We start from the raw sequence: 13,496 nt of genomic DNA on the forward strand, positions 1-13,496 counted from the left end.
TTATGATTCGCAACGTTGCCATCATGGGCGCAACCGGCGCCGTGGGCCAAGAAATCCTCTCCATCCTCGAGGAACGCAACTTCCCGCTGCAGAGCCTCAAGCTCCTCGCCTCCGAGCGCAGCGCGGGCAAGGAATTCAAGTTCAAGGGCGAAACCCTCAAGTGCGAAGTCTTGAACAAGGATTCCTTCAAGGGTATCGACCTGGTGCTCAGCTCCGCCGGTGCCGCGATTTCCCAGGAATTCGCCCCCATCGCCGTCGAGAACGGCGCCGTGGTGGTGGACAACACCAGTTTCTTCCGCATGGACCCGAAGGTCCCGCTGGTCGTGCCCGAAGTGAACCCCGAAGACATCAAGCTCTACAAGGCTGAAAATGGCGGCAAGGGCATCATTGCGAACCCGAACTGCACGACCATCATGATGGTTGTGGTCTTGAACCCGATCGAGAAGATTTCTCACATCAAGAAGATTCACATTTCTTCTTACCAGAGCGCGAGCGGCGCAGGTGCCATCGCCATGGAAGAACTCAAGCAGCAGTACAAGGACATCATCGAGACGGGCACCACCACGCACATCAACAAGTTCCCGTTCCAGCTCGCGTACAACGTGATTCCGCAGATCGACAAGATGACGGAAAACGACTACACGAAGGAAGAAATGAAGATGTTCAACGAAACGCGCAAGATTATGCACTCCGACGTGCGTACCAGCGCTACCTGCGTGCGCGTGAGCTCGCTGCGTTCCCACTCCGAATCCGTGTGGTTCGAGACCGAGCGTCCGGTTTCCGTCGAAGAAATCCGCAACGCCCTCAAGAACGCCCCGGGCGTGACCCTCAAGGACGACCCGCAGAACTACGTCTACCCGATGCCGCTCGAAAGCGCCGGCAAGGACAACGTGTTCGTTGGCCGTATCCGCAAGGACCTCGCCGACGAGAACAGCAACACGCTGTGGCTCACCGGTGACCAGATCCGCAAGGGCGCTGCCCTCAACGCCGTGCAGATTGGCGAGATTCTCTTGAAGATGTAAGATTGGCTTCCCCGCGAAAGCGGGTATCCCCAGAAAGCGGGGACCTCCAGAATGACTATTAGAAAAGTCGCCCTACGGGGCGACTTTTTTGCATGCAATAAAGCAAGAGGCTAAGGCAATCTATAACAGCGGACATAGGCCGCACGGCCCGCGTAACCGCCCTGCATATTGCCTTTAACCTGATTATAGGCAAGTCCCACAGTAACCTCGCCCATAATGTCTTTGTCGCAAGTCATGAACTTCGCTACTTCCCCCTCACTCAGGTAGGAACCTTCATAGTAGCGGGACCCTCCGGGAAGAGCCGAAAAACCGAACTGGTCCAGACCATTCCCGTCTTCTTCCCAACCATGATCTGACTTAAGGGCAACAGCAGAACTGTCCGCACCCACTTGATCGAAGAGAATCCTGTACTGATAGCTGCTCGCCAGATAGAAATCCTTGGGACAAACGGTATTCGCGACATCAAACGTATATAGACGTCCGTACTTTTCGCAGTTTTCTTCCTTGTCGTCGTAACAGTAGCTGCCCTCACCCGCATCGTAGTTCAAGTTTTCCGCCATCCATATCCAGTTCCCGATCTTGACCGTCTTGTAAGTCTTCCCATCGCGTTCGTCAGTGATGGTTCCATACTCACAATTGTCCTCCGTCTCTGTCCTGCAAGGCTGCAAGCGCACGGACGAACTAGACGCAACACTGCCAGAAGATTGAATGCTAGACGAACTTTCGTCCATCGTAAGATACGGGCCGGAAGAATCATCCCCGCAAGCCGCAAGAAACAGGCCCGCAACAAACAAAGGCATGATTTTTCCCAGCGGCAAGCCAGAAAAAAATGTCCTCAGGTTTTTCATAGCGCTATTTCTCCAGCTGGTCCGGATTCAGGCACTTGAGTTCGTCAATCACGAACAGGCCGTCCTTGCGGATGAGCTTGTCATCGAACCAGATTTCGCCGCCGCCGTATTCCGGGCGCATGATGAGCACCAGGTCCCAGTGGATGGCGGAATTGTTGCCGTTCGGGGCTTCCTCGTAGCACATGCCCGGAGTAAAGTGGATGCTGCCCGCAATCTTCTCGTCGAAGAGGATGTCGCACATCGGAGCGTTCACGAACGGGTTGAAACCGATGGCGAACTCGCCCACGTAGCGCGCGCCCTCGTCGGTATCAAGGATGGCGTTGAGTTGCGCGTTGTCGCCCGTTTCGCAGGTGGCGTCCACAATCTTTCCGTCCTTGAATTCCAGGCGGATGTTGCTGAACTGCTTGCCCTCGTAAAGCGTGGGGGTATTGTAGTGGATAACGCCCTCGATGCTCCCCTGCACCGGCGCCGTATAGACTTCGCCGTCGGGGATATTCATGTTGCCGCAGCACGGCACCGCCGGGATTCCCTTGATGCTGAACGTGATGTCGGTATCCTTAGCGACAAGGCGCACCTTGTCCGTCTTGTTCATGAGGTTCACGAGATTCTGCGCGGCGCGGCCCATGCGCGGGTAGTCCGCGAGGCAAGCCTGGAAGTAGAAGTCCTCGAACGCCTCGGTACTCATCTTCGCGCCCTGCGCCATGGAGGCGTTCGGCCAGCGGAGTACGCACCAGCGCGTCTTGTTCACGCGGTAGTCGAGCGTTTCCTTAGTCATCTTGCGGTACATGAGCATCTTCTCGTCGCTCACGTCGCAGTTTTCCATGAAGTTGTCGGCCCCGCGGATGGCGATGTAGGCCTGCATCTTCTTCATTTCGGCGAGGGCAAGTTCGGCCTCGACCTTCATCTGGGCTTCGCTTGCGGAAAGGAGCATCTGGCGACGCACGCGGCTCTTGGAATTGCGCACGAAGGCGTTTCCGCCCACCTTCTCGACAGCCTTGATGAGTTCGGTAGAAACTTCGTCGGGCGTGTCGGTGGTTTCGATAAGGATATTCTCGCCCGCCTTGAGGGCAAGCGCGTTGTTAATCAAGTTTTCGGCAAGTTTTGTAATGCGCGGATCAGTCATTTTAAATTCTCCATTTTATTCCGCATGAGAATATAGCAAAAAGGAGAAACAAACGCAAGAACAGGGACCCGCTCAAAAAAATTTGAAGAGGGGCCGCTGCGCTCGGCTTGTGAGGGGACTCCTACGGAGTCCCTCGCTGCTCGGCTAGTCCTGGCGCTACTACGTAGCGCAGACTACTGCGCCTCGGAAATGGTCGCTCAAGTAAACTTGGCGACCGCTTCACTCGGCTTGTGCGTCTTTGAGGCAACGAACAGAAAATCCGTAGTACTTGTAGTTGTACATGTACGCATTGCCGTCGTCGTAGTACAAGTACATATTACACGCGAATTTGCTATTGTCCTCTGTAGAACTCCAGAAGTACGCGTTGTCGCCCTCGTAGAAGTAATCCCCGTAGTCGTTCCTGTAGCCGGCAGGGAGCGCGGAGAAGGCGAAGGCATCCGTGCCATTGCCACTACTATTCCATCCGGATGTGGACTTGAGCACCTTGCCTGCGGTTGATTGACCGTCGACTGCCGTGAACAAAGTTTTGAATTCCGCTGTTGTTGGCAGGTGCCAGCCCTCAGGGCAAACACCGCGAACAGGATAAGTCGGAGAACAGGTTGTGCCATAACCACAGCCCTTGCCGTTCGTGCTCCATATGCCCACGCTGTCCATCGCGGCTGCCCACGTGTAAAGGCGGCCGTACTTGGTGCAGTTGGCAAGAGTGTCGCCGTAGCAGAAACTACTATCCGTTTCGTAGTTGATGTTCTCCGCCATCCAAGTCTGAGTGCCGATGGTGACCGTCTTGTAAGTCCGACCGTCGCGGGAATCCATAAAGCAGTTCTTATCAGTGTTCACATCGCACGATGTTCTTCCAGTCACTGAACTGCTGCTGGACACACTTGTCTCGCTATCGCTCGACTTCGGTGTGACGCTGGATGACGAACCTTCCGACGGGCGAGTCGCAAAATCGCTGTCGTCATCGCCGCAGGCGACGAGCAGCAGAACGAAAACAGCGGCAACAACAAAAGAAAAACCATGTTTCGCTTTTAGCATAACCTAACCTCTACCAGAAATTTTTTTTCAGACAATCTATATATTTTTTCGATATCCACAAGGCAAAAAAGGAATTCCGACAGCCGTACGGCCGCCGGAATGGTATCATTTACAGGATTTTAGAGTCCTATTCGGTGAACGTGAAGGGTATGGTCACCGTGGTGTTTCCGGACTTGACTTTGCTGAATGTCCAGCGACCGACGGCATTCTTGATTTCGCCATCGAATTCGCCGATGCCCGTAGTGGACGAGACAACCGCGATGCTGATGACCTCGCCGCCCGGGGCAATCGTGAACTTGAGCGTCACCTTGCCTTCCAAGCCCGGTTTTTTCTTCAGGTACTTATTGTAGATATGGCGTAGCCCGGGTGTACGTGTGCGCACGACCTTCATGATATCGGATGCAGAACGCGAGGAGTTCCCTGCACCCATGTCGATATCGCGCACGGAAGGGGTCTTCATATTTCCCTTCATGGACTTCGTATTGATTCCACCACCCGAGCCGCCGAACAGGTTTCCGAAGGCTCCTCCGATTCCGCCGCCACCCCCAGAGGCGACTTCCTCGTTAAAGGCTCCATCGACCTTTCCGGCCCTCACGCCAATATGCGTCTTTCCCGTAGTCTGCAAGCCGTTCGTGTTCTTGAGGATTTTATCTATGTCTCTCGCGAACTTCTGGTCGTTCATGAGGTTGTATGCCGAAGCTGACGCGTTCTTGGTCATTGACGCGAGTTCCTTGAGGACGCCCCTTGTCTTGGGCGCGTTCGGTTTCCCCTGATTCTTTGGCTTGCCACCGCCGGGCCTGTTGTTCTTTTTTGCGATGTCTTTCGGTTTCTTATTCTGTTTCTTTTCCTGCTTTTTCTCTTCTTTCTTATCTGCGATTTCGATTTTTGTTTCGATTTCTAAACTGGAGGTTTTCTCAAACATCATATCGTTGATAACAACCTCATATGTCGTGGCCCAGAAACTCAGCGCAAGAGCGACAAGCAGAGAAACTCCTGTAATATTCCTCAGTTTCTCGTCGGAATCGGGCATGAGCGCTACCACGAGTTCATCAGTTTCTTTTTCTTTTGGTGGTTTTTTGATCGGTTTCATGATTTTATCCTCCCCCTCTTGCGAGGGAATTGATGGTTTATGGTTTATTTTGGGGGTATTTTCTGGGGGTAATAGTGGTACACCAGTTTCAGGGTGAAACTTTTTTATACAAGTACGAACGGGAGAACGGGGTTTTCGACTAGGAAAACCGTCTGTTCGCAACCGGGAATGTCAGAGAATCAAGACGACAAAAATAAAAAGTTAATTTATATGTAGTCTGTTACTTTATCCAAACACCTTCTTCCTTAATGAAGTTCAACATCGTTTACACCCATAAAATACAACGAAGAAAATTATCGTGAACTCACTTTTGCGTAAACAAAAATTCATCGATAAAATTGTAAACTCAAGCGCATTTACGAAAAGCCCGCCATTACTGGGATTGGCCGCGATTTGATATTTTTTTGGCAGTGCCGAACTTTACAAAAAATTAGCCCAAGTAAATCTATTCCATATTAGATGCACTTTTTGTTTACTTTTCAGGCTATTTAAGGGGCTCGGGAGCGCCCAACTAAGCCTATTGTGGGCCGCAGGCACGGCCGTTTGTTATATTTTACGTACTATGAAGCTTTTACCGACCCCTCCCGACTTGAACCGTATCGCGCGCCCGAACTGGATTGAAATCAATCTTGACGCACTCTGCAACAACATTCAATTCATCCGCAGCCAGATTCCGGCAAACACGAAGATTCTGTTGCCCGTGAAGGCCGACTCCTACGGGCACGGGAGCCTCGCCTGCTCGTTTGCCGCGAAGTTCGGCGGTGCGGACTACCTGGGTGTCGCCCACATCAGCGAGGGCATGCTGCTCCGCCAGTACGGTATGGACTTGCCTATCCTGGTGCTCGGCCCCTGCACTCCCGCAGACTTCGCCTACTTCGTAGAATTCCAGCTTACTGCTGCCATCACGGACATCCGCACCGCAATGGCGTTCGACCAGTTCCTGCGCGAAACGGGTACGACCTGCAAGGCGCATCTCGCGATTGATACGGGCATGAACCGCTACGGTTTCGATGCCGAGGACTTCAACAACATCCGCGCGGCACTGAGCCTCAAGAGCCTGAAATTCGAGGGAATGTTCACGCACCTCGCCACCGCCGACATGCCGGGGAACCCGAAGACGGATATCCAGATCCAGCGATTCACGCGACTCGTGGACGTGCTGGAAGCCGAAGGGCTTCGCCCCGAAATCTGCCACTGCAGCAGTTCCGCGGGCACGCTCACGCGCCCCGAGAGCCACTTCGACATGGTGCGCCCGGGTCTCGCGCTCTACGGTTACAACTGCATGGGTGCAGCACCCTCCCCGTGGCCCATCAAGCCCGTCATGAAAATCAAGAGCACCATCCGCCACATTCACGACGTGAAGCCCGGCGAGACGGTGAGTTACGGCGGATACTGGATGGCACAGCAGCCCACGCGCATCGCGACCATCGCCATCGGTTACGGCGACGGCTACCTCCGCGGCGAATACAACAAGGGCTTCGTGATGATCCGTAACCAGATTTGCCCGATTCTCGGGCGCGTCTGCATGGACGCGACGATGGTTGACGTGAGCCATATCCCCGATGTTCAGGTCGGCGAGACGGTCGACGTAGTAAACGGCGAGCTCGACTTCCGCATTTCGATGGAAAGCGTCGCCGACGACCACCACACGATTCCGTACGAACTAACAAGCCGCGTGGCGCGCCGCCTGTATCGCAAGTACTTCTGGAAGAACCGCCTGGTGCGCTGGGATTACCTGAAGCAGGAATTCGGCGTGCAGGATTACAAGGAATATCCTTTACGATAACCGTTCGCGCTACACTCGGATTTTAAATTACTCCGGTATGCGCTCACTCCCACCTAAAGGTGGCCATGTACACTAAGCGCTAAAGCGCAAGTGTCCAAAGGTCGCAACCGCCCCAGTTTAATAACTGGCGCTTTGTTGCTCACAGAGGTAACCGACCGCGCTAAGGACGCGTTTATCGCATATAAAAAAGGCTCCCGAGGGAGCCTTTTAATTTGTACGTACCTGGATTCTATCGCAGCGCTCCAGAATGACAGACGCCGGAATGACGCAGGTAGCGAGACCTTAAAGGCGTTTGAGGACCGCAGCGGCGTGGTGGATAAAGCCCTCTTCGGTAGCGACGGCGGCAATGGCCTTCGCGTTCTTCTTGATGGCCTTCTCGCTGTAGCGGATGATGCTCATGCGCTTCAGGAAGTCGTACACGCCGAGCGGGCTGAAGAAGCGGCCCGTGCCGTTGGTAGGCAGCACGTGGTTCGGGCCCGCAAAGTAGTCACCCACCGGCTCGCTGGACCACGGGCCGATAAACACCGCACCCGCGTTCTCGATCTGAGCCGCCATGGATTCGGCTTCGCTGGTCATCACTTCCAAATGTTCCGGAGCGATGCGGTTTGCGATTTCCACGCCGTCGAACCAGTCCTTCACCACGAGGATGCGCCCGAAATTGCCAAGCACCTTCTCGAGGAGCTCGCGCTTCGGGGAGTTTTCGACCTGGATATCCACGCAGGCGCTAATCATCTGGGCGGTTTCCATGTTGTCGGTAATGCAGATGGCCGCCTCGAAGCCGGAACCGTGTTCCGCCTGGCTCAAAAGGTCGGCCGCAACGAAGTCCGGATCGCAGGTATTGTCCGCCATCACGAGCACTTCGCTGGGGCCAGCCACCATGTCGATATCCACGACGCCAAAAACTTCCTTCTTGGCGATGGCCGCAAAAACGTTGCCCGGTCCCACAATCTTGTCGACGCGTTCCACGACGGTCTTGCCCTTGGCATCCTTCGCACCGTAGGCAAGCAGGCCAATCGCCTGAGCGCCGCCGATGTGGTAGACTTCGGTAATGCCGAGTTCCTGCAGCACGAAAGCCACAGCGCGGTTGATTTCGCCCTTGATGGGAGTCACGACCACAATGTCTTCCACGCCGGCAACGAGAGCAGGGACCGCGTTCATGATGACGGTGCTCGGGTAGATGCCCGCACCGCCCGGCACGTAGAGGCCCACGCGCTTCATCGGGCGGATGCGCTGGCCGAGCACGATGCCGTCGGCACCCTGCATGAGCCAGGATTCTTCCATCTGGTTCTTGTGGAAGTCGCGCACGTTCTTGATGGCCTGCTTCAGGGCCTTCTGCAGTTCCTTCGGGCACTTGGCGGCAGACTTCGCGATGGCCGATACCGGCACGCGGATGTTCTTGCCCTTCAGGCCGTCGAACTTCTGGGCGTATTCCGTCGCCTTCGCGATGCCACCCTTCTTGATGTCGGCAAGGATCTGCATCACCTTGTCGTGAATTTCCTTGCTCGGGGCGACTTCGCGCCCGCAGATGCGTTCAATTTCAGCAGATTTCGGAGTAACCTTAACAATTTGCATAAACTACTTCCTCTTCTTCGCAGAGCGAGTGATATCGGCGAGGTTCCTCACCTTGCGGGCACTCAACTTCTTGGCCTTCGCCGGAGCGGGTTCCTCTTCCTTCGCGGCGCTTGCCTGCCCCGCAACCGCAACCGACTTCACGTCGATATGCTTGTACGCGCTCTCGATGACCTTGTTGTCCACGAGAATCTTGTACGTGAGCCCGTCCACGAACGCCATCCAGCTCGCCTCGATGATATTGCTCGAGACGCCGACCACGTTCCAGTAGCCCTTCTCGTCGCCAAACGTCGTCCACACGCGCACGGTAGCGTCAGATGCCACCTTGCTCCCGAGCACGCGCACCTTGTAGTCGTCGAGCTTGACCTTCGCCATGTTCGGGAAGAACGGAAGCAGCGCCTTGCGAAGAGCCGCGTCGAGAGCATTCACCGGGCCGTCGCCCTCGCTCACCTGATGGCTTATCTTGTCGCCAATCTGGAGCTTGACCGTCGCCTGCGAAACGGACACGCCCTGAGTCGTCTTGTCTTCGATGACGCGGTAGCCCAGAACCTTGAACGGCTCCTGCACCATGCCCAGGTGGCGGTACACGAGCAGCTTGAAGCTCGCCTCGGCGCTGTCGAAATGCCAGCCGGCGTTCTCGCGTTCCTTGATGAGCGTGAGCAGCTTGCCCACCACCGGGTCCTTCTTGTCGATGCCCGGCTTGATGGCCCTGAGCTTTTCCACCACGAGGGAACCGCCCGCCTGGTCGCTCGTGACAAACACGCGGTCGTTACCCACGGCATGCGGGTCGACATGCTCGAAACTGCGGCTCACCTTCATCACGCCGTCAATGTGGGCACCGCCCTTGTGCGCAAACGCAGCATCGCCCACGTACGGGGCATGCACGTCGCTCGGCAGGTTCACAATCTGGTCCACGTTGCTGCTCAACTGACGCAGCCTTGCAATCTTTTTCGCGGCAAAGAACTTCGCGCCCATCTTGAAATGCAGGTCTGCAGCGATGGTCGTGAGGTTCGCGTTTCCGCAACGCTCGCCGTAACCGTTCACCACGCCCTGCACCATGGTAGCGCCGCTCTTCACGGCAAAAAGGCTGTTGCACACGCCCAGACCAGAATCGTCATGGACATGGATTCCTATCGGAGTCGATATGCTCTTCTTGACTTCCTTGATAATCTCTTCGATTTCCCACGGCATGGTGCCACCGTTGGTATCACAAAGTACAATACAGTCCGCGCGGCCGCGCTCAGCAGCCTTCAACGTCTCGAGAGCGTACTGCGGGTTCGCCTTGTAGCCGTCAAAGAAATGTTCCGCATCGTAAATCACCTCCTCGGAATGGTCCTTGAGGTAGTCGATGGTAGACTCGATCATGTCGAGGTTCTCCTCGAGCGTCGTGCGGATGACGTCCGTGACGTGCAAATCCCAGCTCTTTCCAAAAATCGTCTTGACCGGAGCGCCCGACTTCACGAGCGCCTGCAGCAGCGGGTCCTTCTCGGGCAGTACCTTCGGGCGGCGAGTGGAACCGAAAGCAGCAATCTTCGCATGCTTCAGCTTGACTTCCTTGATCTTCTGGAAGAATTCCTCGTCGGTCGGGTTGCTCGGATTGGGCCAGCCCCCTTCGATGTAGTCAAAACCGAAATGGTCAAGAATTCGCGCAATCTGCAGCTTGTCGGCGAGAGAAAGGCTTATCTTGCGGTCTTGGTTACCGTCGCGGAGGGTGGTGTCGTATAAAAAAACTTTCATGGGCGTAAAGATAGAAAATAAAAGCCCGACCCGCAGGGGGCCGGGACATTATTGCAATTCCAGTTGAAGAATTACTTGGCTTTCTTGCAAGCTTTCTTGGCCGGGGCCTTCTTGCAAGCCTTGCAAGCGCTCTTACAGAACTTCACGTAGGCAGCGAGGGTGTCGCAGAACACTTCGTCCGGGGTGTTGTCGCCGTTGATGCGGCTGATGATGGACTTGCTGTACTTGCCGAGCACCTTGGCGGTGGATTCCTTGTACACCTTGAGGCGGTTCTTGATAACGGCTTCGTCGGCGTCGTCCTTGCGGCCTTCAATCTTGGCGCGGTTGAGGAGGCGGGCCACGATGGTCTTTTCGTCCTTGATGTCGAGCACAAAAATGTGCTTCACGTCGACGACGGATTCGATGAGCTTGACCTGGGCAACCGTGCGGGGAATACCGTCGAGGAGGAGGGTATCCTTATCCGGGTTGACCTTGTTCGTGTTCACGAGGCCTTCGATGAAGCGGCCGAAAATTTCGACAGTGGCTTCGTCCGGAACGAGCAGGCCCTTGCTGGAGTAAGAAGCGAGGAGCTTGCCGGATTCGCTGGAAGGAGCAATGCCACGGAAGATGTCGCCCGTGGAAATGTGCTTGAGGGAAGTGGTAGCAGCGAGCTTCGCGCCGACGGTACCCTTGCCGGAACCCGGTGCGCCGAAGATAAGAACTGCAGGAATTTTAGCCATTGTTAACCTCTTGGGTTTGATTGTTGAAATTTTTCGCGGACAAAGATAGCATTTTTACGACTGTATCTTTTCGCACTTGAAACTGAGCTTGCCGTTTTCGACGCCGATGCTTATCGTGGAGAAGTCCGTGAGGGTACCGAGCAGGAGCCCTTCGGCAATCGCGTCTTCCACAAGATTCTGGATGGAACGGCGGATGGGTCGCGCCCCCAGTGTGGAATCGTAATTGTTGTTCACGATAAATTCCTTCGCCTCCTGGCTGATTTCCAGCAGGATTCCGCGATCGGAGATGTTCTTCTGGAGGAACCCCATCTGGATGTCCACGACAGAAACGAGGTCCTTCTTGCTCAAGGCACGGAACACAATCTGCTCGTCGATGCGGTTCAGGAATTCCGGAGAGAACACGCGCTTGACCTCTTCGCGGATGGCGTTTTCCATGCGCTCGTAGTCGTCGGTCTCCCCTTCCTTCGTGAATCCCATGCCGCCGCTGTGGCGCACTTCGCGTGCACCCGCGTTACTCGTCATGATGATGATGGTGTTCTTGAAGTTGATCTTGCGGCCATAACTGTCGGTAAGGATGCCGTCGTCAAGAATCTGGAGCAGGATGTTGTAGATATCCGGATGCGCCTTCTCGATTTCATCGAGGAGCACCACGGAATAGGGTTTCTTGCGCACCTTCTCAGTGAGCTGTCCGCCGCCTTCCTCGAAGCCCACGTATCCCGGAGGGGCGCCGATAAGGCGGGAAACGCTGTGCTTTTCCATGTACTCGCTCATGTCGATGCGGATCATGGAATCCTCACTCCCGAAAAGCGTAAGACTCAACACCTTCGCAAGTTCGGTCTTGCCCACGCCGGTAGGCCCGAGGAAGAGGAAACTGCCCATCGGGCGCTTGCTGCTGCGGATGCCCGCACGCGTACGGCGGATGGACTTGACAATCGCATCGACTGCGGCGTCCTGCCCGATAATGCGCTGCTTGATTTCTTCGCCGAGGTGCAGGAGTTTCTGCGTCTCTTCGCCGCCGAGGCGGCTCACGGGAATGCCCGTCATCTTGCTGATGCAGTCGCGAATGTCGCTTTCGTCTACAACAGGAATCGTTTCGCCTTCGCCCTGCAACTGCTTCTTGCGTTCGGCAATGGCGGTCTGGAGTTCTTCCTCGCGGGCGCGGTACTTGGCCGCATTCTCGTAATCCTGGTTCGCGACAGCGTCCTGCTTTTTCTGGAGCACGTCGGGCAGTTCCGCTTCCATGTCGAGCAGGTCCTGCGGGACCTTGATGGAATTGAGCTTCACGCGGGCGCCCGTCTCGTCGAGCACGTCGATGGCCTTGTCCGGCAAAAAGCGCTCGCTGATATAGCGTTCGGCAAGCGTCACCGCAGCGCGAATGGCATCGGGCGTGTAGTGCACCTTGTGGTGCTGCTCGTACTTCGGGCGCAGCCCCTCGAGAATCTGGATAGAATCTTCCGAGTTGGGCGGGTTCACGAGAATCGTCTGGAAGCGGCGTTCAAGAGCAGCATCCTTCTCGATGTACTTGCGATATTCGTCAATCGTCGTCGCACCGATGCACTGCAGTTCGCCACGTGCAAGGGCCGGCTTGAAAATGTTGCTCGCATCGAGGCTGCCTTCGGCACCGCCCGCACCAACGATGGTGTGGAGTTCGTCGATGAAGAGGATCACGGAATTGCTCACGCGCTGGAGTTCCATGATGAGGCCCTTCATGCGTTCCTCGAACTGGCCGCGATACTTGGTACCCGCAACCATCGCCGCCACGTCGAGCGTCACGACGCGCTTGTTTACAAGCAGGTCAGGAATCTTCTTCTGCACGATCTTCTGCGCAAGGCCTTCGATAATGGCCGTCTTGCCCACACCCGGTTCGCCGATGAGCGCCGGGTTGTTCTTCTTGCGGCGGCAGAGAATCTGGATAAGGCGTTCGATTTCGGATTCGCGCCCGATAATCGGGTCGAGTTTGCCGGCACGCGCCATCGCGGTGAGGTCGCGGCCGAAATGGTCGAGAATCGGGGTCTTGGACTTGGAGCCGCTGCGCATCTCGCGCTGGCCCTGGGCCGGGCGCTGCGGCTCACCGGGAATATCCTGCGGGGCATTCGCATCGCCATCGTGCTTGAGCTGGTCAAGCATCTGCTCAAAATTCTCGTACGTGATGTTGTACGTGGAAAGGATTCCGACCGCCGGAGAATCGACCTGCTGCAAGATAGCAAGCATCAAGTGTTCAGGGCCGATATACTGGTCGCCTTCTTCCTTCGCAATCTTTGCGGCATTGAAAAGCACCGCCTTCGCGCGGACCGTAAACTGCAACAGGCCGTCGCGCGGGTTACCGCCGATGGTCATGAGCCCACCGTTCGAAGAGAGCGAACGCTGGATATCTTCGCTCAGGTCCACAAGGTTTATCTTGAGCGCCTTGAGGGTTTCAACGGCAAAGCCAGAATCCTCGCGGACAAGCCCCAGGAGCAGGTGCTCCGTAGAGACGCAGTCGCTGCCAAGATTGCGGGCCGCCATGCGGGCGGCCTGGAGCACGGCCTTCGCCTTCGCAGAGAAAATTCCGTTGTTATCAGCCATAC

General features: G+C 55.8%; 10 protein-coding genes. 2 read left to right on the forward strand and 8 right to left on the reverse strand.

The genetic code is table 11. The features are described from left to right. Positions 1–2 precede the first annotated feature (2 nt). The gene (locus tag CRO08_RS06940) at positions 3–1,022 is read left to right on the forward strand and encodes an aspartate-semialdehyde dehydrogenase (RefSeq protein ID WP_097035572.1); all 1,020 of its coding nucleotides are present in this window, start codon (positions 3–5) and stop codon (positions 1,020–1,022) included. A 110-nt stretch (positions 1,023–1,132) separates the two neighbouring features. On the opposite strand, the gene CRO08_RS06945 is transcribed toward CRO08_RS06940, so the two are convergent. From CRO08_RS06945 to CRO08_RS06960, 4 genes are all read right to left on the reverse strand, one after another. Beyond that, positions 1,133–1,822, reverse strand: coding sequence for an FISUMP domain-containing protein (locus CRO08_RS06945; protein WP_176495082.1), 690 nt, complete (start codon positions 1,820–1,822; stop codon positions 1,133–1,135). Between the two features lie 52 nt (positions 1,823–1,874). Beyond that, the gene (locus CRO08_RS06950) at positions 1,875–2,993 is read right to left on the reverse strand and encodes an aminopeptidase (protein WP_097035574.1); all 1,119 of its coding nucleotides are present in this window, start codon (positions 2,991–2,993) and stop codon (positions 1,875–1,877) included. A 219-nt stretch (positions 2,994–3,212) separates the two neighbouring features. Beyond that, the gene (locus CRO08_RS06955; protein ID WP_255252269.1) at positions 3,213–4,028 is read right to left on the reverse strand and encodes a fibrobacter succinogenes major paralogous domain-containing protein; all 816 of its coding nucleotides are present in this window, start codon (positions 4,026–4,028) and stop codon (positions 3,213–3,215) included. Positions 4,029–4,155: 127 nt separating this feature from the next. Beyond that, positions 4,156–5,118 carry an AgmX/PglI C-terminal domain-containing protein gene (locus CRO08_RS06960; protein WP_097035575.1) on the reverse strand — a complete coding sequence of 321 codons (963 nt, stop codon included), beginning with the start codon at positions 5,116–5,118 and terminating at the stop codon, positions 4,156–4,158. 562 nt (positions 5,119–5,680) lie between these two features. Between CRO08_RS06960 and alr the strand changes: the two genes are divergently transcribed. After that, positions 5,681–6,904 carry an alanine racemase gene (alr, locus tag CRO08_RS06965; protein ID WP_097035576.1) on the forward strand — a complete coding sequence of 408 codons (1,224 nt, stop codon included), beginning with the start codon at positions 5,681–5,683 and terminating at the stop codon, positions 6,902–6,904. Between the two features lie 282 nt (positions 6,905–7,186). On the opposite strand, the gene hisD is transcribed toward alr, so the two are convergent. The 4 genes from hisD to CRO08_RS06985 form a co-directional block, all read right to left on the reverse strand. Next, complete coding sequence (gene hisD, locus CRO08_RS06970; RefSeq protein ID WP_097035577.1) at positions 7,187–8,476, reverse strand: histidinol dehydrogenase; 1,290 nt, start codon at positions 8,474–8,476, stop codon at positions 7,187–7,189. Between the two features lie 3 nt (positions 8,477–8,479). Then, on the reverse strand, positions 8,480–10,210 hold the full coding sequence (cimA, locus tag CRO08_RS06975) for a citramalate synthase (RefSeq protein WP_097035578.1): 1,731 nt from the start codon (positions 10,208–10,210) through the stop codon (positions 8,480–8,482). 71 nt (positions 10,211–10,281) lie between these two features. Then, positions 10,282–10,929 carry a nucleoside monophosphate kinase gene (locus CRO08_RS06980; protein WP_097035579.1) on the reverse strand — a complete coding sequence of 216 codons (648 nt, stop codon included), beginning with the start codon at positions 10,927–10,929 and terminating at the stop codon, positions 10,282–10,284. Between the two features lie 54 nt (positions 10,930–10,983). Next, on the reverse strand, positions 10,984–13,494 hold the full coding sequence (locus CRO08_RS06985; RefSeq protein WP_097035580.1) for an ATP-dependent Clp protease ATP-binding subunit: 2,511 nt from the start codon (positions 13,492–13,494) through the stop codon (positions 10,984–10,986). Positions 13,495–13,496: the final 2 nt, after the last annotated feature.

The sequence above is a fragment of the Fibrobacter sp. UWT3 genome (genome assembly GCF_900230125.1).
Classification (GTDB): Bacteria; Fibrobacterota; Fibrobacteria; order Fibrobacterales; family Fibrobacteraceae; genus Fibrobacter.

What these genes read in the sequence shown, in the direction of transcription:
- CRO08_RS06940 (WP_097035572.1), top strand. Translation starts at nt 3, where the DNA reads ATGATTCGCAACGTTGCCATCATGGGCGCAACCGGCGCCGTGGGCCAA.
- CRO08_RS06945 (WP_176495082.1), bottom strand. Translation starts at nt 1,822, where the DNA reads ATGCCTTTGTTTGTTGCGGGCCTGTTTCTTGCGGCTTGCGGGGATGAT.
- CRO08_RS06950 (WP_097035574.1), bottom strand. Translation starts at nt 2,993, where the DNA reads ATGACTGATCCGCGCATTACAAAACTTGCCGAAAACTTGATTAACAAC.
- CRO08_RS06955 (WP_255252269.1), bottom strand. Translation starts at nt 4,028, where the DNA reads ATGCTAAAAGCGAAACATGGTTTTTCTTTTGTTGTTGCCGCTGTTTTC.
- CRO08_RS06960 (WP_097035575.1), bottom strand. Translation starts at nt 5,118, where the DNA reads ATGAAACCGATCAAAAAACCACCAAAAGAAAAAGAAACTGATGAACTC.
- alr (WP_097035576.1), top strand. Translation starts at nt 5,681, where the DNA reads ATGAAGCTTTTACCGACCCCTCCCGACTTGAACCGTATCGCGCGCCCG.
- hisD (WP_097035577.1), bottom strand. Translation starts at nt 8,476, where the DNA reads ATGCAAATTGTTAAGGTTACTCCGAAATCTGCTGAAATTGAACGCATC.
- cimA (WP_097035578.1), bottom strand. Translation starts at nt 10,210, where the DNA reads ATGAAAGTTTTTTTATACGACACCACCCTCCGCGACGGTAACCAAGAC.
- CRO08_RS06980 (WP_097035579.1), bottom strand. Translation starts at nt 10,929, where the DNA reads ATGGCTAAAATTCCTGCAGTTCTTATCTTCGGCGCACCGGGTTCCGGC.
- CRO08_RS06985 (WP_097035580.1), bottom strand. Translation starts at nt 13,494, where the DNA reads ATGGCTGATAACAACGGAATTTTCTCTGCGAAGGCGAAGGCCGTGCTC.